The following is a 25,816-nucleotide window of genomic DNA, read 5'->3' as shown; positions in this document are numbered from 1 at the left end:
AAACATGTACTTATGCCGCGCCAACTCGACCCTCAAGCCGTATTCGCCGACGACGACAAAAACTGATGAATCTCGGACACGACCGCCGCGCCATCGCCGACAGCAGCAGCCACGCGTTTAGCCGACGCCGCGCGCGTATCGCCAATAGCGAACACGCCGGGCACGTTGGTCTGCAACGCGAAGCACGCGGTTTCAGGCAATACGCCCGACATGTAGCCCGTTTTGACAAAACCCTTTTCGTCGATCTCGACGCTGCAATCATGCAGCCACTGCGTATTGGGAGCGGCTCCGGTGAACAGGAAGAGATGCCGCGTTTCGATGCACTGCTCACCGCCGGGTGTCTCGCAGACGACGGAGTCGAGTCCCCATTGATCGCGTGTCACGGCTGTGACGACTGTTTGCGCGTGCAGCACCACATTGTCGAGCGATGCAATCCGGTCGATCAGATAACGCGACATGCTCCTGGCGAGATCGGCGCCGCGAATCAGCAGATGCACGCGGCTCGCATGCGACGCGAGAAATACCGCAGCCTGTCCCGCGGAATTGCCACCGCCTATGAGCACCACCTCGGTTCCCCGGCACAAACGGCCTTCAACAGACGACGCCCAGTAGTGGACGCCGCAGCCGTTCACTTCATCGAGCCCGGCGATGGCGGGCCGTCGATACGCCGCGCCCGTTGCAATGACGACGGTATGGGCGGCGATGCGCTGCCCGTCTTCGAGCACCAGTTGACGCGGCGTCTGTGCGCAGTCGAGCGTGCGGACGCGGGCGGGCATGATGATCTCCGCACCGAATTTCACTGCCTGCACGAACGCGTTGGCCGCCAGTTCGTGACCCGATACGCCGGTCGGAAAGCCGAGATAGTTTTCGATGCGCGCGCTTGCACCAGCTTGTCCGCCGGGACCGTGTCCGTCAAAGACGATGACCGACAGGCCTTCAGATGCAGCGTACACCGCTGCAGCGAGTCCTGCCGGCCCTGCGCCGACCACGGCGACGTCATAAGTGCGGGCCGTGTCGATTTTCAGCAGGATGCCGAGCCTCGCGGCTAATTCACGCGGGCTCGGTTGACGCAGCAAGGTGCCGTCCGCGAGCATCACGACGGGGTACTCGTTGGCCCATCCGTCCAGACTGTCGAGAAGCAGGCGTGCTTCAGGATCGGCTTCAGGATCGACCACCGAATACGGATGACTCAGCCGATGTAGCAATCCTTCGAGCGCGATCAGATTCATGTCGCTTGCGGGTCCGATCAGGACCGGTCCGCCGCCGTCCTGTATCAGGCCGAAACGACGCAGCATGATGGACCGCATGATCGTTTCGCCGATCTGCGCCTCGGCCACCAGCATCGTGCGAATCTGCTCCGGCGGGATCATCAGCGCTTCGACGTCGGTTAGCGCGAGGCCGTCCGCGAGCGCGGGTTTGCCGGTCAGTTGAGCCACTTCGCCGAGAAACTGTCCGTCGCTCAATTCGGCGATGATCCGCGAGCGGCCCAGGCCATCGCGTCGCGTCAATCTCGCTTGCCCGCGGATTAGCACGCGCATGCCGAGACCGGCTTGACCCGTGCGAAACATCGCGTCGCCTGCGCGCCAATGTTCGATCGTGCCGAAGCGCCGCATTCTGTCGATCTGCGCAGCGTCGAAGCGCGGATAGAGATGATCGCGGGATGCGCCCTGCAACGCAGGAAAGCGCGGCGCCGATGCGTGTTTGCTGCCTGAGTCGGGAGTCATCGGGTACCTTTGCTTGCTTGCACGTCGGTTGAATTCGCTGCGGGCCGCTTCTCTTTGCGCAGGCCCGCGTGCTTCCGCACGGCGAGACCGTCCCTTCATCTGGGAGCGCTTCGACTTGAAAGAAGATCTCGTGTGAATGAGTCGGCAAGAGTCGACAAAGCGTCGACGGATGTCCCGAGATAGACGGTAGAGGCCGCAGGAATCGCTGCCGGATATGATGCCGTTCGCCGGTTTCGTGGTCAATACAGACGAAGGTATTGGTCGCCGCGGGACGGCGGTAGAAACATTGAATGACGATTTGTCAGTGATACGGACCGGGCAATGCTGCTATGAGATCGCCCGATCCTGGCACTACGGGTGAAACCCGAGATCAACTACCTTGATAGAGCTTGTTGAGCGCCGCAAGCTGGCCGTCCTGTTGTGCGCGCGCCAGTTCCTGACGGACTTCGGCGCGTGTCTTCGCATGCACAGCGGCCTGAGACGGGACCCATTGCGACGTTTGTCGAGCGTTGGAACTCGCGACATTTGCATCGACGGGACTGGATGCAAAAGCGGAGACAGTCGTTACACACGCAGCGAAGGTCAAAGCGATCATCGAGACTTTCATTTTCATACTCCTTAATCAATTCGAGAGGAAAGAATCCGTCCGGGCATCCAATGTCTGACTGAGCAGGATTCCGTCGTTGGATGCATTTAAACTCGCGGAAGTATCTGGCCTGTGTCTGCGCAAAGGGATATTGCAATACTGTGTATTCACGCAGACCGTGTACACAGAGAGACACAAATCCGTCCCGTCGATCAACGCGAAATGGCCGGATACACAAGTTTGCAAAAGCCATTTTTGCGGACACAAACGGGATACATGGGGATGCTGCAATGCCATATGCGTTGGTCGTTGTCGCGACACAGCGCAGATCACGAATAGCCGGCCGATGCATCGACGCGTACCCAAAATCGGGCATTGCGTGAATGCGATTCACGGCTCCATACGAACAGGCAGTTATCCCATCCCGGAGTACCGTAGTGCAGACTCATCTACAGGAAATAGACGGCGTCAACGAAGACGATCAGACACGCGTACGCGATCTCGGTAGTACAGAACACCTGTTCTGGCTACTCGATCAAAACCGTCCGACGCACTTCGCGATGGTCGCCGAGATCGACCAGGTTTTTTCGCGCGAAGCATGGCAACGCGCCTTTCGTGCAGCGCAAAGAAGGCACCCGCTGCTGTCGACTTATATCGGCAGTGACGAGCGGATGAATACCGCGTTCTATGGTCAGCCCGATACAGAGGTTCCGCTGCGCCTGGTCGAGCAGAGCGCAACGTCATGGCAAGCAGAAGTTGCGCGAGAAATCGCCACTCCTTTCGACTGGTCGCGTGCTCCATTGCTGCGTGCAACGATATTGCAGGGTGAGCAGGGCTCGACATTGATTCTGGCTGCGCATCATTCGGTGCTGGACGGAATGGGCGGCGCGTATCTGATCGAAGATCTATTGCTCGCGCTAACGGGCGAGTCGCGCTCCTCATTGCAACTGGTTCATTCGTTAGAAGATGTGCTGGCAAGCGATATGAAGTCTGCTGTCGATTTGCCTCCCGCGCCATTGGCTCCTATGCCCAAGCCATTTCGCGCAGGCGGCACAGAGACGCCGCAGATCGACGCGCTCGCTCTCACCGCGCAGTTGACGCAGCAACTCATCGCGCGAGCCCGTATCGAACAGACGACAGTGCACGGCGCAATGGCGGCCGCAGTAAATGAAGCGGGGCGTCGTCTGTCGCCTGAATGGCGCGCGCGGCCGGTGCGAACCGTGACGCCAATCGACGTGCGTTACCTCGCCGATGAAGTGGGTACCGCTAACGGCGTGTATATTACGCAGACCATAACGGTCGCCGATCATATCGACAGCAGGTCGTTCTGGCATGCGGCCCGCAAGATCAAACGGGATCTCTCGCCATCGCAGACACGCGCTACCGTGGCGGCAGAACTGAAAGCGCTGAACGCCGCGATGTCGGCGAGACCGAGCGTGCAGCACGCGGCGGGATTTCTGTCGGCTGTGCTGGCCTTCGACGTTCTATTGTCGAACCTGGGTAATCAACCCATCGCTTCGTCGTACAACGGTTTGACGCTGAAAGCGCTATGGGGGCCCATCGTCACGTCGGGTTTCGCGGATGACCAGATCATCGGTCTATGTACTATCGACGGCATGCTCCGTCTTACGCATGTGAGCTTTGCCGCGTTGCCCGGACTTCTCGATGAAGTCCGGGCAGTTCTCGAAGCTGCCGTGACCGCCTAAAAAGGCTCAAGTCGCTGCGGTATTGATCCGCAGCGACTGCACGCCGCGCAGATTATTGCGCGGATGCCATTTCAACTGATCCAGATCGACCGGTTGCATATCAGGAAAGCGATCGAGAAGATCGGCAATTGCCACTTCCATTTCAAGCTGTGCCAGCCGCGCTCCGAGACAATAGTGAATGCCGCCGCCGAATGCGAGCGACGGCACGTTGTCGCCGCGATCGAAAACAAGTTGATCAGGATGCGAGAACACAGCCGGATCGCGATTCGCTGCGCCGATCAACATGAACACAATCGTGCCGGGCGCAAGCGTCACATCGTGAATAACGACTTCTTCGAGCGCCGTGCGTACCACCATCTGTATCGACGTGTCGTAACGCATGCACTCGACGACCGCCTTCGGGATCGACGCGAGGTCGCGCTTGAGTGCATCGAGTTGAACTGGTTGACGAAACAGTGCGACCATTGAATTGCCGATCATGTTCGATGTCGTTTCATGTCCCGCAATGAACAACAGAATCACATTCGAAACGATCTCGTCGTCGCTGAGCGTAGCGCCTTCGTCTTCGACGCTGGTCAGCGAAGAAATGATGTCGTCGCCCGGAGTAATGCGGCGCTGCTCGACCACCTTCTGAAAATATCGTTCGAGCGTAAGCGCGGCTTCGTTTGCGGAGGCCAGTGAGGTTTCGTCGAGCGGTGCGAGATCGAACGCAGCGACGAGACGGCTGGCCGCAATGCCTAGTTCGTTGCCATGCGAAGACGGAATATCCAGCAGACGACAGATGATGTCCACCGGCAACGGCAGAGCGTAGTCGCTTATCAAATCGAATTCGGACGCGTTGCCGATCCGGTCGAGAAGATCGCGACTCGTCATCGCTACCACGTCTCTGAGCTTTTCAATTTGTCGCGCGTTGAAAGCCTTCATGAGAAGCGTGCGTAACTTCGTATGAGCGGGCGGATTCATCATCAGAAAGGTGCGGCTCAGTGCCTGAAATACGGGGTACTGGGTCGCGGCCTCGCCATAACGTGCGCGTACGCTTTGGAGATAGGTTTTGCCCATGCGCCGGTCACGCAGCAATGTATCGATGATTTCAAACCGGCCGGTGACCATTGCGTTGGGGCCTACTGGCAGCAGCGCGCCGGCTTCGCGCACTTTTTCATAGAGCGGATAAGGGTCGGCGAAAAATTCGGGGGACGAGAAATTAGCGAAGTTCATCGGACAATCACATTCCTGTAAGACAGTTGACGGATGGCGAAACCGGTTGCAACTGCCATAACACCTGACAGGCCGGTCTATTCCATTACCGGCGAAATATTTCGATTGCGGAATCACCCGGTCAACAGCCTTAAGTTTCATTGCCCGCAAGCCGTAAACCAGCGTGGAGACATATAGCTGGCGCTTACGGACTTCGCTCCGGCAGCCTTATTGCCCGTTACAAGATTCCAATATCCATGGGACGCCGACGGGAATCACACTTTCCTGACATCATGTTCAAGAACATTACGATTCGCGCCCGCCTTGCGCTGGCGATGAGCTTTCTCGGTTTGCTGCTGATTGTTGGCGGGGCAATGGGCATTGGCGGTGTCCTGATGAGTAACGACAACGTCAAGAGCCTTTACTCGAATCAGCTCGGTTCGTCGGTTGCACTCGGCGACGCCAGCGTGGCGCTGGCGAGAACGCGTCTGTGGCTGTTCCGTATCGCTATCGACCCGGGCGCATCCAGCGTTCCTCAATATGCGCAGAATGCCCGCGCGTTGCTCGATCGCTCGAAGAAGAGTTGGGCTGCTTATCGCGCATTGCCGTTCGCGGATGCCGACGAAGAACGCCAGGCCAACGAGTTGACTCAGAAACTCGAAAGCCTCGTCACGGTCGGCCTCGATCCGATTTTTCAGGCTGTCAGCAGCGGTGACGCGACCCGGATCAGGGACGCCGTGCTCAATGCGTCGTCGGCGCAATACATCGACGTGACCGCCGGTATCGACGCGTTGCAGGCGAAGCAGGCGAAAGTGGCGCGCGAGATTTATCTGCAGGCGCAAACGCGCTTTCAGTGGTTCGTCGGCATTGCATTGGCAGGCATCGCTTTCGCGCTGGCTGCCGCCGCGCTTGCATGGCGCTCGCTGCAACGCGCGATCGGCCAGCCGCTCGAAGAAGCGCTCACGCATTTCACGGCCATTGCCAACGGCGATCTGACCACGCGCGTCGAGGTCCGCTCGCAGGACGAGATGGGTCAGTTGATGAGCGGCCTGCAAACCATGCAGGGCAAGCTGATTGAGACCATTAGCGTGGTCCGGGAGAACGCGGGCAACATCAATACGGCTGCGCAGGAAATCGCGGCTGGCAATACCGATCTGTCGCAACGCACAGAGCAGCAGGCGGCGTCGCTCGAAGAAACGGCTTCGAGCATGGAGCAATTGACCGCGACCGTTCGCCAGAACGCGGACAACGCGAAGCAGGCGACCTTGCTGGCGGGCACCGCGTCCGATACGGCGCAGCGCGGCGGCGATGTGGTCGGACGCGTGGTCGGCACGATGAATGAAATCTCGGAAAGCTCCGCCAATATGGCCGAGATCATCAGCGTGATCGAAGGCATTGCATTCCAGACCAATATTCTGGCGCTGAATGCGGCCGTCGAAGCTGCGCGCGCGGGCGAGCAGGGCCGTGGATTCGCGGTGGTGGCGTCCGAAGTGCGGGTGCTGGCTCAACGCGTTGCAACGGCTGCGGGTGAAATTCGCGGACTTATCGGCGAAGCGGTGTCACGCGTCGACACCGGCTCGAAGCTGGTTCAGGAGGCCGGCGGCACGATCGAAGAAATCGTTGGCGCGGTGAAGCGGGTGAACGATATCCTGCAGGAAATTGCATCGGCTTCGGAAGAGCAGAGCACGGGTATCGGCCAGGTCAACACGGCCGTCAATCAGATGGACCAGGTGACCCAGCAGAATGCGGCGCTTGTCGAGGAGGCTTCGGCGGCGGCGCACTCGATGGCGACTCAGGCGCAGGGGCTGCGCGATGTGGTCTCGGTTTTCAAGGTCGGCGCCCGCTAATTTCGATCTCATGGATCTGTCCGGCGGACGTGTCGAATGCGAACGGCCCGTTGTTTCGTTGCGCGAGCAGGCGACGCAAATTTGCGTTGCGGCTCGCGCTTTATTTTTTGCGCTAGCGATTGCTGGTTAAAAAAGCGCGCATCACGGTATCGGATAACGTATTCGCCGGCGCAATGGTCTCGCTAAGTGTGATGCAATGTGCAGCGCGCTTCGTCGGATGACATGGCGCTTTCCATCGACCACTTCCCAACACGGGCCCAGAAAGGAACATGCTTAAATCCAGATTGCTGCAAGCGGCTTTCGGTCTTTGCATCGCGGCGGCCGCCGGTATCGACACCGCTTATGCAAGCGAAGCCGCCCAGTCAGCCGCACCGGAACTGTCGGCTGACTTCGTCGCGCACGACTTCCAGTTTTCCGACGGTACGGTGTTGCCGGACGTGCGCATTCACTATGTGACGATCGGTACGCCGCATCGGGATGCCCATGGTCGTATCGACAATGCGGTGTTGCTGATGCATGGCACGACCAGCAGCAGCCAGGAATTCCTGACGCCGCTCATGCGCCGCGAGCTTTACGCACCTGGCCAACCGCTCGACGCGCAACGCTATTTCGTCGTGATCCCCGATGGTCTGGGGCGCGGCGGTTCCAGCAAGCCGAGCGACGGCCTGCGCACGCGCTTTCCGCGCTATGGCTACACCGACGTGGTGGAAGCCAACCATCAATTGCTGGTCGACGGATTGCACGTGACGCACTTACGGCTGGTGCTCGGCGTTTCGATGGGCGGCATGCAAACGTGGATGTGGGGCGAGCGCTATCCCGACATGGCCGACGCGCTGATGCCCGTGGTGAGTCAGCCGATTGCCATTGCCGGGCGCAACTGGCTATGGCGGCAGATGGTGATCGGCGCGATCCGCAACGATCCCGACTGGCACAACGGCGACTACGCGGCCGAGCCGGTTCAATGGCTTCGCGTGATGCCGCTGTTCGCCGTGCTCACCGGCAATCCGGCCCGTTTGCAGGCGCAGGCGCCGGATCGCAAGACCGCCACCGACCTCTATGACAATCTGGTCGAGCAGGCCCGCAAAAGCGACGCCAACGACGTGCTGTACTGGTTCGATTCGTCGTATGACTACAACCCGACCGCGCAATTGAACCGGATTCGCGCGCGCGTGCTTGCCGTCAATTTCGACGACGACCTGCTTAATGCCGTCGATCTCGATGTGATGCAGCGCCTGATACCGGCCGTCGCAAATGGACGGTTCGTCGAAGTGCCGGAAACGGCGCATTCGTATGGGCATCAGACGCAGACTCACCCCGAAGTCTGGAAGCAGTATGTGAGCGAGTTACTGGCTCAACATTGAGCTAATGCGGCTTTAATGGATCGTGTAGCGCTCACATTTAAATGTGGCGCTACTTTTAAGCCGCTTTCTTTGAACGCTCGATTAAAAAATCGGCATAGTCGCGATTTTTAATCCACGAAGGCGCCCGTCCGCGACCGCTCCAGGTCGCCCCGCTTACCGGGTCCCGATATTTCATCGTGACAGGCCTGGTGTTATAGGTACCGCGCCGGTCCACCCGTAACTCATTCGGGACGAGCTTGAAAAAGTTCATGACCTGGCGAATATGTTCGATTGCCGCATGCTGCTCATCCCGCCATGCGGATTCAATCTGCTTATCGAGTTGTGCGAGTTGCTGCTTAAGCGTCGCAATCCGGCTGCTCATGCTGTCTTTTCCGTATTACACGACCGGGCCTTTCACGCAGCGGTCGTTTCGTTCAAGAGAATGCGGTAGTACGTTGATGCGCTCCCACTTCACATATCAAGTGAAATATGAAATGAAGTCGTAATAATATCAGTTGAAATTTAGATTTCAACTGATATTCTGCGCTTCATGAATTCATCGACCAAACCTCCACGGCTGACTCGCGAAGAAAGCCGGCTACAAACTCGCGGCCATCTTCTCGATGCGGCGAAGCGTTTGTTCGTACGGAAGGGGTTCGGCGCCACGTCGCTTCGGGATATCGCGACGGAAGCCGGTTATTCGCAAGGCGGCTTTTATTCGAATTTCGCCGATAAGGAAACGTTGTTTCTCGAGTTGATGCGGCAGCGGGCGAGTTCGGAGGTGTCGGGGCTGGCGCACCTGCTTGGAAACTCGAATGCGTCCACGGACGACATTCTGAACACGCTGGATGTCTGGTCGCAATCGCTGGACAGCGACCCCGACTGGTCGGTCCTGGCGGTTGAGCTGGAGCTTCACGCGAGCCGCAATCCCGCGTTTGCGGTGGCGTCTCAGGCGCTGTGGAGCGCGCATCGCGAAGGGCTGGCGAGGTTCTTCGAGCAGCTTTTCGCGCGGCTGGGGCGGGTGCCCCCGGAGTCGCCGGCGTTACTGGCGACTTCGTTCATGGGGCTGGCGCATGGGTTGGCGTTACAGCGGTCGGCGGTCGCCAACGTGCCGGTCGGGCGAATGATGATGGTGTTCTTGCGCGGTTTGGTTGCGTCGGCCGAGCGGGTGGGGTGAGGCCGCGCTAACGGGGGCGGCCTCATGCGTCACAACGGAAAAGCGGTCATTCACTGCGCGTTGCTGATGGCATTGCCATCGAGCTTGTGCTCCATATGCGTCAGGTCGAACACGTTTGCCGCGCCGTCTTGCTGATTGCCGCTTTCCGGTGGCGGAACGGGTAGCGTATCGTCCTTTTCCGTCCAGTTGTCCGATTTATAGTTGAGCGATTTTCCGCGGATATATCCATACCTGTCCGACGAGATCGCTTTCAAGGTGGACGCGTCTTTTATAATCACGGGCCGTAAAAAGACTAGTAAGTTTGTCTTCACTCTACTCTTTGTTTCATTCCTGAACAGATAGCCCAACAAGGGTACTTTCGAGATCCACGGTAGCCGGCTATTCGCATTGTCATAGGCGTCGCTGATTAACCCGCCCAGTACGACGATCTGACCATCGTCGGCGAGGATCGTGGACTGCAGCGAGCGCTTGTTAATACTGGATCCACCGGCGTTGTCGGCCGATCCGCTAATGACACTCGAGTCTTCCTGATAAAGCTGTAATTTGATTGTTCCGCCCTGATTGATCTGCGGTTTCACGTCCAGCATGACCCCGACATCCTGCCGATCATAAGTATTGAATGCGGACGCAGACGAAGAACTCGTGCTGGCGGTTGAATATGTACCGGTCTCAATGGGAATGTTGGTGCCGACCAGTATTCGCGCTTCGTGATTGTCGAGCGTAACCAGACTCGGCGTGGATAAAATGTTGACGTCGGAACTCGTCTGTAACGCCTGAAACAGACCCTTGGTACCCAGAATATTTCCGAAGCCCGCGACTATTCCCACATTGGTCGTCGTTTCGGCCACGCTCGCGAGACCCGCTGTGGTCAGCCACTGAATACCGAATTGCCCGGTTTTATCCGACGACACTTCCATGATCAGCGATTCGATATAGACCTGAACCTTGCGTTGATCCAGCCGGGCGATAACCGTGCTGAGATTCCTGAAGACGGGTTCCGAGGCGGTAATGATCAATGAATTGGTCGAGACGTCGGCGACGACTTCTCCGCTCCCTTTATCGCCGTCCTGGTCGCCGGAACCCGACGCCGAGCTTCCGGCGGTGTTGCCGGTAAGAGGCGAAGCGCCTCCCGATGCGGACGATGAAGTACTTGAGCTACCCGATGTTCCGCTGCCGGAACTGGGTAATGGAGGCAGCGAGCCGTCGCTATCCGAAAACTTGGACGCGCTTTGACCGCTGCCTTTGGTTTGCGTGCTGGTGTCTTTCGAATCGGTTGAACTCGACAGGCCCAATATCTTGCGAAGCGTTTTTGCCAGGTCGGTGGCATCGGCATTTCGCAGACTGACGATGTGGATATTCCCCGGGGTTCGAGCGGGGGTATCGAGTTTTATCACAAGCGCTTCCGCCTCGTTCAAGCGGGAGGCTTCATTCGAGCGAAGCACGATCGAATTGGTGCGCGGGTCCGCTGCTACGGTTACTTTCTGTGTCGGGTCCGATTCGCCGATAGCACCTAAATCCAGCAGCTTTTGAAGTTGCGGAACGAGGGTGGGGGCATCCGCGAAATTGAGCTGTACCACGTCGATATGGGATTGGGACGCGGCGTCGATGCCGGCGATAACCGCCGCTATTCTACGGATATTGTCCGCATAATCGGTCACGACAATCGTGTTATTACCCGAATATGCGTTGATGGTGTTATTGGGCGAGATTAATGGGCGGAGTATGGGCAATAGGCTATTGGCAGATTCCCTGCGCAGCTGAAATACCTGCGTAACGATCTGATCGCCTTTGGCAACAGGGTTATTTCCAACATACGTCGACACGCCCTGTAGTTTTGCGTCCGCTTCCGGCACAATCTTGAATACGCCATGATCCTGTAATAAAGAGAAACCCTGCATACGTAATGCCGATTGCAGTGTTTTGATCGCTACGTCTTCAGACACGGGATTTTCCGATGTCAGATTAAGAACGCCTTTCACGCGAGGGTCGACGATGATGGTCTTTCCCGTGGCCGCTCCGATTGCGCGCGCCACCTGCGTGATGTCCGCATCTGCAAAATTCATCGTGACATTGGCCATGGACAATCGTGAGCAAAGCAACAGCGATGTACACACGAAAGACGAAAGTACTCGATGGAAAGATTGTCGTGTCATTTAATTTGATTGCCGCATAGCCGATAATTCGCCGTGTAATTTTTCTGACATAATTCCGACGATATTTATTTACCGGGCTGCACAAGCACAGACGTTGCAGGAAGTGGAGACGGTTTTGTGCTGCAATGCTCTCGCCTATATATTGAAAATATATATAAGGTTTTGTGAGGTATAAAAGCCGGATTATATATTTATGCGGTTTCGGTATGGGAAAGATTACTTTTGATTTTCTAACCGAAACTTTTAAGAATATTTGGTCAAATGTCGTAGCACCCAAGGCGCCCATGATCCCCGGCGCGTTGGGCTTGCGCGACAATTGTCGGTGAACAGAAGGACCGAAAACCCCAATTAAGGTTCTGCCCGCTTGACTAGCACCCGGCAAGTTTTCAGGCAGGTTTGTGCATCCCTTCGGTGTAAATCTCCACGTTAAGACTGGATGGTTGGCTTAATGAAAGGAGCGTTTCGGGGTATTTTGTGTTGCGAGATTCGTCAGGTATCACAGTGTTCACTCCTTCCAGTGTCACATTCATCGGCCGCCTGACGCTGGCCATTTCCCTCCAGGAGCCATCGAATACCGCACCCTGGCACCGGCCGAGCGATGGCGTGTTGCGCACCGCAAACGGAATTGGCGATTCGTTCAATCCCGCGTTGATCATCAGGAGCCTTTGCCAAATCCGTTTCTCTCGAACACCACGGGCGGCATCGCCGCTTCGTTGACATGCAGACAGAAGACGTCCGGGCGCGCGTAGTGACCTGCGACGTCAAAATCGTACTTCGACCGGGCAAGATCGTTGAGGTCCAGGTCTGATACGAGCAATGCATCCTGGTCGAAGAGAGGGCCAGCAATGAATTGGCCAAGCGGGCCGACTATGCAGCTTCCACCGCTCATCAAGACGGTGGAAGGATCGTTACCCTGGATGGCGGCGTAGTCGACTGGGCAATCCGATCGGCGCAGATGCTGGCAGGCTGATAACACAAAGCAACGTCCCTCCAGGGCAACATGCTGCATGGAGGAAGCCCACGTCGGCCGGCTATCGGCAGTGGGAGCGCAGTAAATCTGGACGCCCTTTGCGTACATAGCCATACGCATTAATGGCATGTAGTTTTCCCAGCAAATGACTGCACCGAGCCTGCCGAACGGCGTGTCGAAAACCGGGAGGGTCGACCCATCGCCAAAGCCCCAGATCAGCCGCTCGCCACCTGTTGGCATCAGCTTTCGATGCTTGCCGAGCATCACGCCGTCCGGACCAAAAAACAACGCTGTGCAGTACAACGTGCCATGGTCTCGCTCGATTACACCGATCACGATGTACTGTTTGTGGTCGGCGGCAACCTCGCCCAACCGGCGAGTGCCGGGACCTGGAATATCGATCGCACTGTCGTAGTAGCGGCGATAATCGTCGCGCCCGGCAGCAGTTCTTCCACCAATTGTCGAGCCGAAATCGAGACCCTTTGGGTAGGCCGAAACGAATGCTTCGGGAAATACGACAAGCTGAGTGTTCTGTCGTGCCGCGTCGGCGGCAAACATCGCGACTTTGTCGATAGTTCTGTCGGCATCGAAGACGACCGATCCCGATTGCACAACCGCGGCACGTAGTTCGTTTTGCATCCGAGTTCTCCACAAAACGCAGGATTCCAAATCGAAAACGTTTCGTTTCACCTGCAGATAGCGTCTACCCACGTATGCCGATCGCTCTCGTTGCAAGCTTGATCGCAACTGGTTTGAGCCGGATAGTTCGCCGATTGCGAACACGACTGCCCGGAGTCGAGGCCAGTACAAGTATAGGTTGCCGCCAGACAAGATTTGCTACCTGTTTGTCGGGATTTAACGAAACGTTAGACGATTGCCCGTTCAAGCTTAAGAAGGAGTTCGAACGATGAATCCGACGGTCAACTCCTTCCGCGAACGCCTTGTCATTCCCCTGAAACAGTCCACAATACAGCGAATGCGATTGCATGCGCGCCCCGTCTAACCGGCTGCCCGCCTGAACGGATCCAACCCCGCGCATGAGTTGCCGTTGGCAACATCCTCGCGGTCGTTGTTATCTAAACGGAGCATTTTTTCAAGACCTCCACCTTGAGCGGCGTTCGCCGCAATAATCATGAGCCAGCTGCAATTCGACTCGCTGCTTCACCACCATATCGTTACGACTTTCATCGAAGAAGGTCACGCGCCGACTAACGTGCAACTGGCGTCGAAGGTTGGGGTGAGCGTCGGCGACATTGAAGCTGGGCTAATGCGCCTTCAGGCTTCCCATGGCCTCGTGCTCCATCCCGATCGATGCGAGGTGTGGGTGATTCATCCGTTTACTTCGTCGCCTACGCACACCTGGGTGCAAGCGGGGAAGAAGGGATGGTGGGCTCCGTGTATGTGGTGCGCACTTGGTATAGCGGCTCTTGTTAAGGGACGACTGACTGTGCATACCCGGATCGGAGGCGAAGCGGAGTCAGTAAAAATAGATGTCGTGGAGTCGGTTCCATTGCAAACTGAACTGTTCGTTCATTTTGCTGAACCCCCGCGCAGCGCATGGAACAACGTTCATCACTTTTGCGCGCGCGTTCTTCCATTCCGATCTCCAGAAGATGTTGCCGACTGGGCAGCAAGACATCAGCTTCCATTGGGTGAGGTCATGCCGATTGCGCAACTCGCGGATCTGGCTCAGCGCTGGTATTCGCACCACGCCGACTCGGACTGGGAGAAATGGACGCCGGCTCAAGCCATGGAGATATTCCGCTCGACCGGTCTGGTGAGCAATTTCTGGAAGCTCGATAGTTCAGCCGAGCGCTACTAAGCGCTTGCTGCAGGATAGGTAGTGGTTTTCGAACGTCTTATCGAGAGAGTTGACGGACGGTTCAGGATCAGGAGTCGGCCATGGCTAGAATCGAAGCGAAGTTGGCGGCAATGGGTTTGGTCCTGCCGCAGCCACTACAGATGCCGGCATCGGTGCGTATGTCACTGCCTTTTGCGTGGGTACGGGTGAGTGGGAAGCGTGCGTTTGTTTCAGGGCATGTGCCGTTATGTCCAGATGGGACCATAGCGCAGCCCCTTGGTAGAGTCGGCGCCGAAGTCTCTCCAGATGAAGGTTATTCAGCTGCGCGACTAGTGGCGCTTGCCCAACTGGCAAGTCTCCAGAGAGCATTAGGTGACCTGGATCGTATTACAGCGTGGCTGCGCGTTTTCGCGATGATCAATGTCGCACCGGGTTTCGACCAGACGCCGCGAATCGCGAATGGCTTCTCCGATCTCATTGTTGAGCTATTCGGCACCGACGTCGGGACGCACGCTCGCTCCGCAGTCGGCATGGTGTTGCCTCTGGGCGTTCCTGTTGAATGCGAGGCGGAGGTTGAGATCGACTGACTGCACAGATCGTCTATCTGTGAAAGTGGCCCGGATCTATCACTGATTGCCGTCAGGCAGAGGTCGGCCCAGGTGACACTGATACGCTACCTGCCTTTGAACTTGCGGGGCCAGCCAGTAGAAAAGTTAGACTTGCGTGAAAGTCGCTTCCAACAGCCTCGGCTCGATGACTGACGCCACCCTCGAATTATTGGCACGTGTTGGAGCGGAAGTTGCCAGCTCGAAATGTAAGTTACCAACTGCGCTGCTCCCGCTAATTGTGGGCGCCAACAGCTGTTGCAGGCGGAGAAGATTCAAGGGGTTTCGGCGTGGGCCGGGACCCTATAGAGAAAGCAGTGGACAACTCTGGGCTGTCCACTGCTGTAGTTCAATACCAACTCAAGCTTAAGACTTCGGAACCATCGCAACGCCGCGCAGAGCCTGACCGTATGGCGCAGTTTGCATCAACGTGAATCCAGTTGCCGAAGCCGCCGTCGAACCCGTGACGTTCAACGTGATCTTCACGAGCTGATTGGACTCCGCACCCGCATCGAACGCGCTGCCCAGGCTAGATCCGATCGTGGAAGTCGTCGCGTAGATCGTGAACGAACCATCGCTGTTGACCTGCCCGGTGATATCGCGAAGGCCGTCCGTAGTCGTGGTGTAGCTCGCGCCCTTCACGCCATACACGCCGGTCGTATCCGTGATCGGATAGGCCGTGCCCAGATTGAGGCCGGCCGTGAGGTGTGCAATCGGCGCCCACGTCGTGCCGGTCTTTTGATAGACCCACAGGCCGCCGCTGCCCGACACCTGATCGCCGGCAACGCCGTCGCCTTCGTCGGCGACGAACATCAACGACGGGTTCGACGCTGGAATCCACATACCGAACGGATAGACGGTTCCTGTCACCTGGCTAGGCGATGTGAGGTTGGTCAGATTCGTCGCCAGTGCAGTGGTGAAGCCGGGCAGGATCGAAATCGCAGCGTTCTGCGGCAGTTGGCCGCCGTTCGCCAGCGCGGCCGTCGCACCTACCTGATACACCGTGTTCACGCCGTTGCCGCCGCTGCCCTTCGACGTGTAGACCGTGCCGTCCGGCCCCACGTAAAGACCGCGGAAGTTGGCGTCCTTGCCGGTCTTGTCCGCTGCCGTCGCGGGGGTCGTCGCGAGGCTGGCGATCGTGAAGCCGAACTGGTCGCCGGTCGAACTGCCATTGGTGATCGTGCCCATCGTCGCCAGCGAGCAGGCGGTGCCTGCGGGCGCGGTCGCGTAAGTGCCGGTGCCCGTGCCGGACTGGAATGCGCCGATGACCTGGGTGAACGCGCAACTGCTGCCTGCCGCGATGCTTTGAACGCCGCTCGACATGGACAGCATGTCGAGTATGGCGGTCGTCGGCTTGGGACTTTTGCCCGAGTTCCCCGCATTGCCGACAATGTAGTACATGCCGTTAGCGAGTACCGCCGACCGGCCGTTATTGCCCGCATACGCATTCGTGTTGGTGAACGACAGGCTGCTGTCGGCGAAGTTGAGCTGGGCGACGGTGCGATACGTAGGTGCGGCAACGTCGGTATTCGTCGTGTCGATCACGCCAGGCGTATTCGAGTTCGAAATGTCGAGTTGATCAGGCGACGTGTTGTAGCCGACGAAGGTCACCGATTTGCTGTCGAGCGAAATATTCAGCGCCATTTCCGATTTCGACGCGAAGCTGGTCGCGAACTTCGCGCCATTCTTCGCGGCTTGGGCCGTGATATCGAGCGTTTGAGCCGCAGCGCTCGCGCCGGGTGCCCACTGGTCGATATAAGCCTCCGAGGTGACGCCGAAGTTCGCATCGTTGGCGTCGTTGGTGAAGACGTTCGGGAACGTGCCGGGCGAGACGGCGCTGATCGGCGCGGCGTTGGTGGTGGTCGGCGTGGCGTTATACGGCAGCGTTCCTGTCACCGAGAAGGCCGGATCGTAGGCGGTGCGTGCAACCAGCAGATTGCCGGCGCTATAGGCGCTGGCCGACGTGGCCGGCGTGGTGGAGGAAGCGGGTGTGGGCGCTGAGGTGCTGGCGGGCGTAGACGAGTGGTTCGATCCACCGCATGCGGCCAGGAAGGAAACGACGGCTGCAATCGGCAAAAGACGGAGCGTGGTTTGCATTGATATTGTCTGCCTGAAGAAATGGGCGGTAAGGAAGTGCGTTGTGGACAATACAAAGCAGACGAGGCGGTCGCATGAACCAAACATTACTAAGCTAAATTCTGGTTTTAATCTGAATCAGAGACCTGGACTTAAGGTTTCCTTCAGGAACTTATGCTGTCGATTTTTAAAAAAAACGTTCTACATAGTCGACTGCAGTACTTCGTTTTCTTTAAATTAACTTCGTAAGCTAGACATCACGACCAATTAACGCCCTGTCTCTAGCATGTCCTCATTCGTTGATCGCACTACTGTCATTCAATCGAGGACGCAAATAAATGCTACGGGTCAGGTCGAATTTCCGAAAAAAACCGATTACGCAATTTGTTCTGGCTTCGCTCTGTGCAACTGGCGCGCAGCTTTCTTTCGCACAGGCTCAAGGCGATCTCGGCTCTGTACAAAGCACGGCAACAACAACGGGTAACGCTGCCGCGAGCACCGGCAACAACGTGCAGTCGGCTCCGGCTCAAGCGCCTTCTCAGGGTTCGTTGAGCGCGACCGAGCCGAAGTCGATCATCAGCCGCCACTACATCGAGAACAGCACCACGCCGGCATCGAACTACAGTGACATCATCCAGATTGCGCCGAGCGTATCGGGCATCAATCCGAACGGCGCGGGGTTGATGGAATCACAAAGCCTGTCGATTCGCGGCTTTCAGGACGGTCAATATAACGTCACGTTCGACGGCATCCCGTTTGGCGATTCGAACGACTTCACGCACCACTCGACCTCATTCTTTTCGTCGCGAAATATCGGCTCCATTGCGGTGGATCGCGGTCCGGGCGACGCGTCGCAAATCGGCTTCGCAACGTTCGGCGGCACGATTGCCGTGCAGTCGGTAGAACCCTCGCTGACGCCGAAGTTCTCCGTGTTCGGTTCATACGGCAGTTTCAATACATGGACGAGCGGGGCCGAATTCAACACCGGCGACCTGCAACAATGGGGTGATGCGCGCGCAGTGGTCGGCTATAACCACGTGGGCAGTGACGGCTATCTGACCAACTCGGCACAGCGCCGCGACAGCTTCTTCTTCAAACTGGACAAGCCGATCGGCGATAACACGCTGCTTACGCTGTATGCCGATTACACGCGTATTCACCAGAACGTGTCCTTGGGTGCGACCGCGGCTCAGATCCGCCAGTTCGGGCCAGATTTTGGTCTCAGTAGCGATCCGTCGAGTCAGTCGTATTACGGTTACAACTTCGACCGGATCAATACGGACTTCGAATATATCGGCCTGAAAACGAGTCTTGCGGACTGGAAGATCGAGAATAAGCTGTACACGTACGCTTATTATCACGACGGCTTCAACGGACTCGACCCGAACGGCGAAACCCCCAACGGTACGTCGTTCGGGCCGGACAACGTGCCGGGCCAGCAAATGGCCAACAACTATCGTGCATTCGGCGACGTGATCGATGCACAGCGGCAACTCGGTCCCGGGAAATTGCAGCTTGGCGCATGGCTCACGCACCAGTCGAATTTCCGCGACAAGTTCAACGTGGACAGCTCGCTGAACTTTGCCTACGAGCAGACCAATTACTCGATGCACGACACGTTCCTCACTTTCGAACCGTTCATCCAGTACGAGTGGCAACTGGGGCACGGATTGACGCTCACGCCTGGCGTGAAGTATGTGTCGTTCAATCGCAGTATCGATTCGCCGATCAACCAGGGTTCGGGTGTCGCGGCGGATTTCAGCCACACGTGGACCAAGGTGCTGCCGTCGCTGACCTTGCATGAGCAGATCAATTCGAACTGGAGTGCGTATCTCCAGTACGCGCAAGGTTTTCTCGCGCCGAACCTGAACGTGTTCTATGTGCAGGACCCGTCCGTATCGGGTCAGCCCGATCCCGAGCAGACCGATAACTATCAGCTCGGCACGACGTATAAGAGCGACCGGCTCACGGTGTCGGCGGATATTTACTACATCAACTTCCGCAATGCAGTGACGAGCCGTACCGTGGGCGGCAACACCGTGTTCACGAACGCGGGCGGCGCGGTGTACAAGGGCGTCGAAACGGAAGCGACCTTTTACGCCGGTCTCGGTTTCAGCTTCTACGGCAACCTGACCTTCAATTCGGCGAAGCAGAAAGAGACCAATTCGTGGATGCCGAACGCGCCTCAATCGACCGCCGCGTTGGGCGTGCTCTATGAACGCGGGCCGCTGTACGGTTCGCTGATCACCAAGTTCGTCGGCCACCAGTTCGGCGATACCGGCGACACGCAGCCGCTCGGCGGCTTCGCGGTCACCAACCTGTCCACCGCCTACACGATCAAAAGCCCGACACCGTGGATGCACAACACGCGCATCGGCTTCGAAATCGACAACCTGTTCAACCGCACCAGCATCAACGGACTGGCGGGCTACACCGCCGCCGACAACACGCCTTTGTACTGGACGATTCCGGGCCGCGCGTTTGTCGCGTCGCTGTCCACCGACTTTTAACTGGAGACGAATTCATGAATACCGACAACCTGCTGCATCTCGCCAACGATTCGGGCGGCGTGCTCTATGTGATCGCCGCGATGCTGTTCGTCGCGCTGACGGTCATCGCTGAACGCTTCTGGTTTTTGCAGCGTGTGGCCTCGTCGGGTCATGCCGCGCTCGATCAGATCGATCGAATCGATCATCTCGACGCCGCGACGCTGGCCCGACTGACGCGCGACTACCAGGACCTGCCTGCCGCACAGCTGTTCGCAGCCGCTACGCGCTTGCAGAACAGCCAGGATCGTGACGAACTCGACGCCCGCTTCAACGAGGTCATCATGCGGCAGGCGCCGCGTATCGACCGCTTTCTGTGGGTGCTCGACACGATCGTGACGCTCGCGCCGCTGCTGGGTCTGTTCGGCACGATCATCGGCATGTTCAACGCGTTTCAGGTGCTGTCGAATCCGGGTAATGCGCCGACCCAGGTTACTGGCGGCGTCGCTGAAGCGTTGATTGCGACCGCCTCGGGGCTGTTCGTCGCGATGGTAGGGCTGGTGTTTTTCAATGGACTGCATAACCGCGTCCGGGCTGTCGTGCATCAACTGGAAACCCTGAAGGCGGCGCTCGTCAACCGCATGGCGCGGCACACGCAGGAGCCTGCGAAAGTGGAGCGTGACACGCCGCGCGCGGTGTCGGGCCAGTTCGCGTCGCAGGGGGCGTGAGCATGAAGTATTTCGAAGTGCGCAAGGCACGCATCGAGATCATTCCGATGATCGACATCATGTTCTTCCTGCTGGTGTTCTTCATCATGATCACGTTGCACATGATTCCGAACGCCGGTCTGAGAACGCAATTGCCGTCGAGCGCGTCGACTCAGGCGCTGCCACCCGCGAAGGTGATGGTCACGCTCGACGACGACGGCGCGATGTCGGTCGACGGCAAGGTACTGAGCGCGAGCGCACTGACGGCGATGCTGGCGGCGCGTGCGGATGTCGCGCATACGTCGGTCACGATTGCGGGCTCGAAAGTCGCGCAGATCCAGAAGCTGGTCGCCGTGATGGACGCCTGCCGCGCGGCGGGGGTATCGCAGATCGCGCTGGCCGCCCAACCTTCGGCGAAATGAAATGGCAACGATTCCCGCTCGTGTCAGCGTGCCGGAGCGACAGCGGCTCTATCTCGCGGCGGCGCTCGCGCTGGTCGTCGAGGCAGGTGTGCTTGGTGGTGCTTATCTGATGGCGACGCATCGGCAGGTTGTGCCGATCGAGCCGCCGCCGACCGTGTTGTCGCTCGTTGCGGCGCCTGCACCGGCTCCAGTGACCGCGCCCGCTCCTGCGCCCACTCCTGCGCCAGAGCCGAAACCTGTTGAGCGTCCGGTGGCTGCCGCGCCTCACGTCACGCATGCAATCGCACCTCGCGCGCGACTTGCGGCGGCATCGCCCAGAGTCTCACCGCAACCGGCAACGCCGCCGCGCGTGGCTCAGTCGATGACGCCGTCCGAGCCGCAACAGCCGGTCACGCCGTCATCGCCATCGCCCGCACCTGCACCTGCACCCGCACCGCCCCCGACGCCCGTCGTGCAGCCACCCGCGAGGCCGAACGCCAGCTTCGAGGGCGCGCTGCGCGCAGCGATTCAGGCAGCGCTGAATTACCCCGAATCCGCCCGCATGAGCGGCATGGCAGGCCGCACCCGCGTGGCCTTCGATTACCGCGACGGCGTGGTGTCGAACGTACGCGTGGTCGGTTCCAGCGGCATCGGCCTGCTCGACCGCGCAGCACTCGCGGCGGTGCGCGACGCCGCGTATCCGAAGCCGGACGCCGCGTTCGCAGGAAAAACCTTATCCGAACAACTGTGGGTCACTTTCAATCTAAACGAGACCGAATGAAACCGATTTATTCCGCCCTTACGGCCGCCGTGCTGTTGTCCACTCTATCGATTGCGCGCGTGGCGAGCGCCGCCGCCACGCTGCCGTCTGACGCACCCGTGCAGCACGTTCTGCTGATCAGCGTGGATGGCCTGCATTCCGGCGATCTCGCCAACTTCATCGCAGCGCATCCCGACAGCACGCTGGCGAATCTCTCGAAGCAGGGCGTCGATTACACCAACGCTCATACCGTCGAGCCCGCCGACTCATTTCCCGGTCTGCTGGCGCTGGTCACGGGTGGCACGCCCGCGGTCACCGGCGTCTACTACGACGACTCCTACGACCGCGCGCTCGCCGCACCCGGCAGCGATTGCAGCCGCCTCGGCACGCGGGTTCGCTACGACGAATCGCTCGACAAGATGGGCGCGGACGGCCACGACATCATCGATCCCGCCAAACTGCCGCGCGACCCTCAACGCGGTTGCGTACCGGTTTATCCCCACGCTTACCTTCGCGTGAACACGATCTTCGAAGCGGTGCGCGACGCGGGCGGCTACACCGCGTGGACCGACAAGCATCCGACTTACGAACTGGTCGAAGGACCATCGGGGCAGGGCGTCGAAGATCTTTTCCTGCCCGAGATCGGCGCGAACTACGAAGGCCTGACTAACGTGTCGAGCAGCGCGATCACCGGTTCGCTCGGCAAGACGGAGGCGTATGACGAAATGAAGGCGCGTGCCGTTCTCAACCAGATCGACGGCAAGACGCACGACGGTAGTCGCTCCGCCGCCGTGCCGAATGTGTTCGGGCTGAACCTGCAGGCGGTGAACGTCGCGCAAAAGCTCTACGGCTATCGCGACGCCGACGGTAGCCTGACGGCGGGAGTCGATCGTGCGATCGGCCATGTGGATCAACTGATCGGGCAATTCGTCGGCGAACTGGACCGGCAGCATCTTCGCGACGGCACGCTGGTGATCGTGACGGCCAAACACGGCAACGGTCCGATCGATACCGCGCGTCTGGATAAGGTCGACGAGCGGCGCTTGCAAAAAGTGATCGACGACGCCGCACCGGGCGCGCTCGCGCAACTCACTACTGATCACGGCGCACTGATCTGGCTGCACGATGCCTCGGCGACTCAACGCGTCAGCGCCGCGCTGAAGGCCCGGGCGAACGCGCTCGGTATCGCCGACGTGCTCAGCGGCGAGCGTCTCGCGCAGCGCTTTCCGGCGCCCGCGCAGGACAGCCGCACGCCGGACATTGTGGTGGTGTCCCGCGACGGTGTCATATTCACGCCGCCAAAAGATGGCAAGCTGGCCGAACACGGCGGCTTTCATAACGACGATACGGCGGTCGCGCTGCTGCTCGCCAATCCGCATCTCGCCGACGCCGGCCGCCGCGTGACGTATCCGGTGTCGACGACTCAGGTCGCACCGACCATCCTGGCTGCGCTCGGCGTGCCGCCTGACGCGTTACAGGCGGTCGCGCAGGAAGGTACGCCGGTGTTGCCCGCCGCGACGTGGACGCCGCTGCGGCAATTGACTCAGGATCAACGGGGAACTCATCCACTTGGCAAGTGACAAGGCCGTCCCGCGGCTGTGCGGGAGTACGCCACGCGTGCTGGTCGTCGAAGACGACCAGCATGTCGCGCTCGAAATCGAGGCGGCGCTCGAAGACTACGGTTTCGAATCCGAATGCGTGGCGACCGGTCACAGCGGTTTGCTGCGTGCACTGAACGGCGACTTCGACGTCGTGGTGCTGGACCGCATGTTGCCGGACCTCGACGGCCTCTCGATTCTGGCGACCTTGCGCAACGTCGGCAAGCGGACCCCGGTGCTGATTCTCAGCGCGCTGGCCGCGGTCGACGAGCGCGTGCGCGGACTGCGTGCGGGAGGCGACGACTACGTCACCAAGCCATTCGACGGGCTGGAGCTGACCGCGCGACTGAACGCACTGTTACGCAGGCATTCGTCGGTGACGGGGCCATCGCTGCTGCGTGTTGGCGAACTGACGCTCGACCCCGTCACGCACGATGTGCAGCGCGGCGGCGAGGCGCTCGAACTGCAGCCGCGTGAATTTGCGTTGCTCGAATTTCTGATGCGGCACGCGGGGCAGGTGGTCACGCGCGCCATGTTGTTCGAGTCGGTCTGGAATTACCATTTCAATGCACAGACCAACGTGGTCGATATGCACATTTCCAATTTGCGCCGCAAGGTGAGTTGCAATGGGCGCCTTCCGCCCATGATCGTGACGGTCCGCAACGCGGGTTACATCATCCATGCCGACAGCTAGTTCGACCGCACGCGTGAATGCAGGCAGCGTAGGCTGGCTGCTGGCGATCTTCGTCAGTTCGGCGGTGGCGTTATTCGCGCTGCTTTACTGGCTGACCAGCGGCTATCTGCTGCACGAAGTCGACGAGCGTCTGCGCGGCGAGGTCGGCGAATTCCATTCGATCGGCCGCACCGAAGCGATCGCCAGCATCGCTGCACTGAGCCGTCGCGATATTGCCAGCAGCCGCCCGTACGGTGTTTTCGATGCGGACCGCACATGGCTGGCGGGCAATGTCCCGCGTCTGCCGAACGAGCCGGATCGTCGGCCGTTCAATTACACGCAGACTTTCAAGGGCGGCGGCCGGACTACCGAGGGCCATTATCGCGGCATCATCGTGCCCACTACCGGCGGCGTGCGCATCGTGGTCGGGCATTCCATCGACGAAATTATGGAGTTCGACCGCACGCTGGTGAAGACCCTGTGTGCAGGCATGCTGCTGACCATTCTGCTGGCGATCGCGTGCGGCTTTGCGCTCAATCGCATTTCGAATCGCCGCATTCGTGCGCTCGGCGAGGCCAGCCGCGAGATCATGGCGGGCAAGCTCGACCGGCGCCTGCCGACGCGCGGCACGAGCGACGATCTCGACCGGCTGGCGTCGATCGTCAACACGATGCTCGACGAGATCGAACGGTTGGTTCAGGAAGTGCGCGGCGTATGTGCGGGTATTGCACATGACTTGCGAACGCCGATGACCCAGTTACGAGCAGGCCTCGAACGCGCGGGCAGACGTGCGCGCACCACCGGGGACTACGCGTTGGCGCTCGATAACGCGATTGCGCAATCGGACGTGGTGCTCAACCGCTTCACGGCCTTACTGAGGATCGCGGAGATCGAGGCAGACGGCCGTCAGGCGAGCTTCGCGGCGGTGTCGCTCGATCAGGTATTGCGCGATGTCGTCGAACTGTACGAACCGCTTGCCCAGGAGCGTGGGTTGACGATGACACTGCACGCGTCGGCACAGGTCGCGGTGATCGGCGATGTCGACCTGCTATTTGGCGCGGTCGAAAATCTGCTGGACAATGCGTTGAAGTTCACGCCGCGAGGCGGCGAGATCACGCTCTCCGTGCAGCAGGCCGACGAGTTCGCGCTGCTCCAGGTGAATGACACGGGGCCCGGTATCGAAGAGGGGGAGCGAGAGGCGGTGTTGAGGCCGTTTTACCGCAGCGGTGCCAGCACGACGCAGACCACATCGGGGCACGGCCTTGGCTTGAGTCTCGTGGCAGCGGTCGCGCGCGTTCACGGCGCGAGCATCACGATCGGCGATAACGCGCCGGGTTGCGCGATTTCATTATGCTTCAGGCTTCGTCCGGCTTTTGCAACATCACCTCAGTGCCTGGCGCTCTGTTCCTGAAACGGATCGGCACGTTGTGCATGTTCGCTCCCGGGCGAGCGATGGCTCGGCCGCGTTATCGGCCGCGCACATGACAGACCACCAACTCGCTTCACGCTATTGAAGGCCCCGTGGCAGATTCGAGCCGAAGCGCCACTTTGCCGTACCTGGTTATGGAACGAGTAGGTGTCCAACCAGGTGGCGCAACGTGGCTCAACCTGAACTCCCCGCATCAGTTCGACGCCGCCACATCCTGCGACTCGCTGACGGCTGCCGTGCGCGTCGTCGTCGCGTCCGCGCCATGCTGGATGGCGTAGAGTTCGCGGTTGCGTGCAACGGTGGTCGCTGATGGCGGGTAGTCGTTACTGCGTGTCGGCACGAGACCTTCAGCCTGCGCCTGCTTCAATTGTTCGATCACCTGAGCATGCGTGAGCCCTGACGGGTTGGACTGGGCAAAAGCGGTTGCGCCGAATGGCAGGCTGAGCGCAGCGACGGCGAGAGCGGTAAGCAGTTTCATGATTTGACTCCAGAAGTAGGAAAGATAAGTGGCCTGAACCACGCTTCCTATTCTGGCCAGTTCACCTGTCCACGCCCTGACCCGTTGATTACGGTTTTGTCATCC

Annotated in this window: 21 protein-coding genes; 13 read left to right on the top strand and 8 right to left on the bottom strand. The window is 59.2% G+C overall.

The genetic code is table 11. The features are described 5' to 3' along the window. Positions 1-32: 32 nt before the first annotated feature. Positions 33-1,724 carry an FAD-dependent oxidoreductase gene (locus tag BLS41_RS31705; RefSeq protein WP_074771640.1) on the bottom strand — a complete coding sequence of 564 codons (1,692 nt, stop codon included), beginning with the start codon at positions 1,722-1,724 and terminating at the stop codon, positions 33-35. A gap of 370 nt (positions 1,725-2,094) precedes the next feature. Next, positions 2,095-2,331 carry a DUF4148 domain-containing protein gene (locus tag BLS41_RS31700; RefSeq protein ID WP_074771639.1) on the bottom strand — a complete coding sequence of 79 codons (237 nt, stop codon included), beginning with the start codon at positions 2,329-2,331 and terminating at the stop codon, positions 2,095-2,097. Between the two features lie 416 nt (positions 2,332-2,747). Here BLS41_RS31700 and BLS41_RS31695 point away from each other — a divergent pair, with 416 nt between their 5' ends. After that, positions 2,748-4,016, top strand: coding sequence for a condensation domain-containing protein (locus BLS41_RS31695; RefSeq protein ID WP_074771638.1), 1,269 nt, complete (start codon positions 2,748-2,750; stop codon positions 4,014-4,016). 6 nt (positions 4,017-4,022) lie between these two features. On the opposite strand, the gene BLS41_RS31690 is transcribed toward BLS41_RS31695, so the two are convergent. Then, the gene (locus tag BLS41_RS31690) at positions 4,023-5,231 is read right to left on the bottom strand and encodes a cytochrome P450 (RefSeq protein ID WP_074771637.1); all 1,209 of its coding nucleotides are present in this window, start codon (positions 5,229-5,231) and stop codon (positions 4,023-4,025) included. A 272-nt stretch (positions 5,232-5,503) separates the two neighbouring features. On the opposite strand from BLS41_RS31690, the gene BLS41_RS31685 reads away from it, so the two are divergent. Next, a complete protein-coding gene (locus BLS41_RS31685; RefSeq protein WP_074771636.1) occupies positions 5,504-7,057 on the top strand; it encodes a methyl-accepting chemotaxis protein in 1,554 nt (517 codons plus the stop codon). Positions 7,058-7,326: 269 nt separating this feature from the next. Beyond that, positions 7,327-8,418, top strand: a complete 1,092-nt coding sequence (locus BLS41_RS31680; protein WP_074771635.1) for an alpha/beta fold hydrolase — start codon at positions 7,327-7,329, stop codon at positions 8,416-8,418. Positions 8,419-8,473: 55 nt separating this feature from the next. On the opposite strand, the gene BLS41_RS31675 is transcribed toward BLS41_RS31680, so the two are convergent. Next, the gene (locus tag BLS41_RS31675; RefSeq protein ID WP_074771634.1) at positions 8,474-8,779 is read right to left on the bottom strand and encodes an H-NS histone family protein; all 306 of its coding nucleotides are present in this window, start codon (positions 8,777-8,779) and stop codon (positions 8,474-8,476) included. Between the two features lie 168 nt (positions 8,780-8,947). Here BLS41_RS31675 and BLS41_RS31670 point away from each other — a divergent pair, with 168 nt between their 5' ends. Next, positions 8,948-9,574 (top strand): TetR/AcrR family transcriptional regulator, encoded by a 627-nt coding sequence (locus BLS41_RS31670; RefSeq protein ID WP_074771633.1) that lies wholly within the window; start codon positions 8,948-8,950, stop codon positions 9,572-9,574. A 50-nt stretch (positions 9,575-9,624) separates the two neighbouring features. Here BLS41_RS31670 and BLS41_RS31665 read toward each other — a convergent pair whose 3' ends face one another. Further along, entirely contained in the window at positions 9,625-11,652 is a 2,028-nt protein-coding gene (locus BLS41_RS31665) for a secretin N-terminal domain-containing protein (RefSeq protein ID WP_074771632.1), read from the bottom strand. A gap of 730 nt (positions 11,653-12,382) precedes the next feature. Further along, the gene (locus BLS41_RS31660) at positions 12,383-13,336 is read right to left on the bottom strand and encodes a carbon-nitrogen hydrolase family protein (protein ID WP_074771631.1); all 954 of its coding nucleotides are present in this window, start codon (positions 13,334-13,336) and stop codon (positions 12,383-12,385) included. A 493-nt stretch (positions 13,337-13,829) separates the two neighbouring features. Here BLS41_RS31660 and merB point away from each other — a divergent pair, with 493 nt between their 5' ends. Together merB and BLS41_RS31650 are read left to right on the top strand one after the other, a co-directional pair. Next, positions 13,830-14,519 (top strand): organomercurial lyase, encoded by a 690-nt coding sequence (gene merB / locus BLS41_RS31655; RefSeq protein ID WP_074771630.1) that lies wholly within the window; start codon positions 13,830-13,832, stop codon positions 14,517-14,519. 80 nt (positions 14,520-14,599) lie between these two features. After that, positions 14,600-15,085, top strand: a complete 486-nt coding sequence (locus BLS41_RS31650) for a RidA family protein (RefSeq protein WP_074771629.1) — start codon at positions 14,600-14,602, stop codon at positions 15,083-15,085. 384 nt (positions 15,086-15,469) lie between these two features. Here BLS41_RS31650 and BLS41_RS31645 read toward each other — a convergent pair whose 3' ends face one another. After that, entirely contained in the window at positions 15,470-17,200 is a 1,731-nt protein-coding gene (locus BLS41_RS31645) for a hypothetical protein (RefSeq protein ID WP_074771628.1), read from the bottom strand. 317 nt (positions 17,201-17,517) lie between these two features. Here BLS41_RS31645 and BLS41_RS31640 point away from each other — a divergent pair, with 317 nt between their 5' ends. The 7 genes from BLS41_RS31640 to BLS41_RS31610 are packed head-to-tail and all read left to right on the top strand — an operon-like array spanning position 17,518 to position 25,215. Then, positions 17,518-19,689, top strand: a complete 2,172-nt coding sequence (locus BLS41_RS31640; protein ID WP_074771627.1) for a TonB-dependent receptor — start codon at positions 17,518-17,520, stop codon at positions 19,687-19,689. A gap of 14 nt (positions 19,690-19,703) precedes the next feature. After that, entirely contained in the window at positions 19,704-20,393 is a 690-nt protein-coding gene (locus tag BLS41_RS31635; RefSeq protein WP_074771626.1) for a MotA/TolQ/ExbB proton channel family protein, read from the top strand. Between the two features lie 2 nt (positions 20,394-20,395). Further along, positions 20,396-20,794: an ExbD/TolR family protein gene (locus BLS41_RS31630; RefSeq protein WP_074771625.1), complete on the top strand. Its 399-nt coding sequence runs from the start codon at positions 20,396-20,398 to the stop codon at positions 20,792-20,794. 1 nt (position 20,795) lies between these two features. Next, a complete protein-coding gene (locus BLS41_RS31625; protein WP_083380186.1) occupies positions 20,796-21,554 on the top strand; it encodes a TonB family protein in 759 nt (252 codons plus the stop codon). Continuing rightward, complete coding sequence (locus tag BLS41_RS31620) at positions 21,551-23,113, top strand: alkaline phosphatase family protein (protein WP_074771624.1); 1,563 nt, start codon at positions 21,551-21,553, stop codon at positions 23,111-23,113. Before BLS41_RS31625 ends, BLS41_RS31620 begins: the two co-directional genes overlap by 4 nt. Positions 23,114-23,150: 37 nt before the next feature. Then, positions 23,151-23,825, top strand: a complete 675-nt coding sequence (locus tag BLS41_RS31615) for a response regulator transcription factor (protein WP_253189855.1) — start codon at positions 23,151-23,153, stop codon at positions 23,823-23,825. Beyond that, positions 23,812-25,215: a sensor histidine kinase gene (locus BLS41_RS31610; protein ID WP_074771622.1), complete on the top strand. Its 1,404-nt coding sequence runs from the start codon at positions 23,812-23,814 to the stop codon at positions 25,213-25,215. The genes BLS41_RS31615 and BLS41_RS31610 overlap by 14 nt, the downstream gene beginning before the upstream one ends. A gap of 211 nt (positions 25,216-25,426) precedes the next feature. Here BLS41_RS31610 and BLS41_RS31605 read toward each other — a convergent pair whose 3' ends face one another. Beyond that, the gene (locus tag BLS41_RS31605) at positions 25,427-25,711 is read right to left on the bottom strand and encodes a DUF4148 domain-containing protein (protein ID WP_074771621.1); all 285 of its coding nucleotides are present in this window, start codon (positions 25,709-25,711) and stop codon (positions 25,427-25,429) included. Between the last annotated feature and the right edge of the window lie 105 nt (positions 25,712-25,816).

Source organism: Paraburkholderia fungorum (assembly GCF_900099835.1).
Lineage (GTDB): Bacteria > Pseudomonadota > Gammaproteobacteria > Burkholderiales > Burkholderiaceae > Paraburkholderia > Paraburkholderia fungorum_A.
This window is presented reverse-complemented; position numbering and strand designations above follow the sequence as displayed.

Coding starts and splice junctions, on each gene's coding strand:
- BLS41_RS31705 (WP_074771640.1), bottom strand. CDS start 1,724: ATGACTCCCGACTCAGGCAGCAAACACGCATCGGCGCCGCGCTTTCCT.
- BLS41_RS31700 (WP_074771639.1), bottom strand. CDS start 2,331: ATGAAAGTCTCGATGATCGCTTTGACCTTCGCTGCGTGTGTAACGACT.
- BLS41_RS31690 (WP_074771637.1), bottom strand. CDS start 5,231: ATGAACTTCGCTAATTTCTCGTCCCCCGAATTTTTCGCCGACCCTTAT.
- BLS41_RS31685 (WP_074771636.1), top strand. CDS start 5,504: ATGTTCAAGAACATTACGATTCGCGCCCGCCTTGCGCTGGCGATGAGC.
- BLS41_RS31680 (WP_074771635.1), top strand. CDS start 7,327: ATGCTTAAATCCAGATTGCTGCAAGCGGCTTTCGGTCTTTGCATCGCG.
- BLS41_RS31675 (WP_074771634.1), bottom strand. CDS start 8,779: ATGAGCAGCCGGATTGCGACGCTTAAGCAGCAACTCGCACAACTCGAT.
- BLS41_RS31670 (WP_074771633.1), top strand. CDS start 8,948: ATGAATTCATCGACCAAACCTCCACGGCTGACTCGCGAAGAAAGCCGG.
- BLS41_RS31665 (WP_074771632.1), bottom strand. CDS start 11,652: ATGGCCAATGTCACGATGAATTTTGCAGATGCGGACATCACGCAGGTG.
- BLS41_RS31660 (WP_074771631.1), bottom strand. CDS start 13,336: ATGCAAAACGAACTACGTGCCGCGGTTGTGCAATCGGGATCGGTCGTC.
- merB (WP_074771630.1), top strand. CDS start 13,830: ATGAGCCAGCTGCAATTCGACTCGCTGCTTCACCACCATATCGTTACG.
- BLS41_RS31650 (WP_074771629.1), top strand. CDS start 14,600: ATGGCTAGAATCGAAGCGAAGTTGGCGGCAATGGGTTTGGTCCTGCCG.
- BLS41_RS31645 (WP_074771628.1), bottom strand. CDS start 17,200: ATGCAAACCACGCTCCGTCTTTTGCCGATTGCAGCCGTCGTTTCCTTC.
- BLS41_RS31640 (WP_074771627.1), top strand. CDS start 17,518: ATGCTACGGGTCAGGTCGAATTTCCGAAAAAAACCGATTACGCAATTT.
- BLS41_RS31635 (WP_074771626.1), top strand. CDS start 19,704: ATGAATACCGACAACCTGCTGCATCTCGCCAACGATTCGGGCGGCGTG.
- BLS41_RS31630 (WP_074771625.1), top strand. CDS start 20,396: ATGAAGTATTTCGAAGTGCGCAAGGCACGCATCGAGATCATTCCGATG.
- BLS41_RS31625 (WP_083380186.1), top strand. CDS start 20,796: ATGGCAACGATTCCCGCTCGTGTCAGCGTGCCGGAGCGACAGCGGCTC.
- BLS41_RS31620 (WP_074771624.1), top strand. CDS start 21,551: ATGAAACCGATTTATTCCGCCCTTACGGCCGCCGTGCTGTTGTCCACT.
- BLS41_RS31610 (WP_074771622.1), top strand. CDS start 23,812: ATGCCGACAGCTAGTTCGACCGCACGCGTGAATGCAGGCAGCGTAGGC.
- BLS41_RS31605 (WP_074771621.1), bottom strand. CDS start 25,711: ATGAAACTGCTTACCGCTCTCGCCGTCGCTGCGCTCAGCCTGCCATTC.